A 736-nucleotide genomic window follows, 5' to 3' on the forward strand; every position below is an offset into this window, starting at 1 on the left:
GAATATGGCTTTACGCCGCGAAATTCTGGCTTGGTGCGATGAGACATTGCAGGTCGGGCTGTTTAAGGACTATGCGCCCACGGTTTGCAGGTCGAAGGCAAAGAAGAAATTGCCAAAATCGCCACTTCGGTTACCGCCAGCAAAGCGGCAATCGATTTTGCCGTAGAGCAGGGGGCGGATCTGCTTTTGGTTCACCACGGTATGTTTTGGAAAAGCGAGCCTGTCACGATTACCGGTTGGAAAAAAGCACGCATTGAAACCTTGCTGCAACACCAAATCAATATGGCGGGCTACCACCTGCCGCTGGACGCGCACCCGCAACTAGGCAATAACGCACAGTTGGCCGAGAAACTCGATTGGGTGCTCGAAAAACAATTCGGCGAGCAAAACCTGTTGAATACAGGCTGTCTGAAAACCACGCAAACGCTGGCGCAATTGTCTGAACGCATTGAGGCGGTATTCGGCCGCAAGCCGACTGTTATCGGCGATCTTGAACGTGAAATCAAACGTATTGCCTGGTGCAGCGGCGGTGCGCAGGGATTTTTTCAGACGGCCGTAGACGAAGGTGTCGATGCGTATCTGACCGGTGAGATTTCCGAAGCGCAATATCATCTTGCCAACGAAACGGGTGTGGCATTTATCAGCGCCGGCCACCACGCGACAGAACGTTACGGCGTCCGCGCCTTAGGCGATGCCGTGGCAGAAAAATTCGGTATCGAAGTGGTTCACTTTGATG

General features: G+C 53.1%; 1 pseudogene. It reads left to right on the forward strand.

What is annotated here, in order from left to right:
* Positions 1–4: 4 nt before the first annotated feature.
* Positions 5–736 (forward strand): annotated as a pseudogene (locus tag ACTHUM_RS16470) (Nif3-like dinuclear metal center hexameric protein); the annotation flags it as partial.

Source organism: Neisseria sp. P0021.S006 (assembly GCF_051956895.1).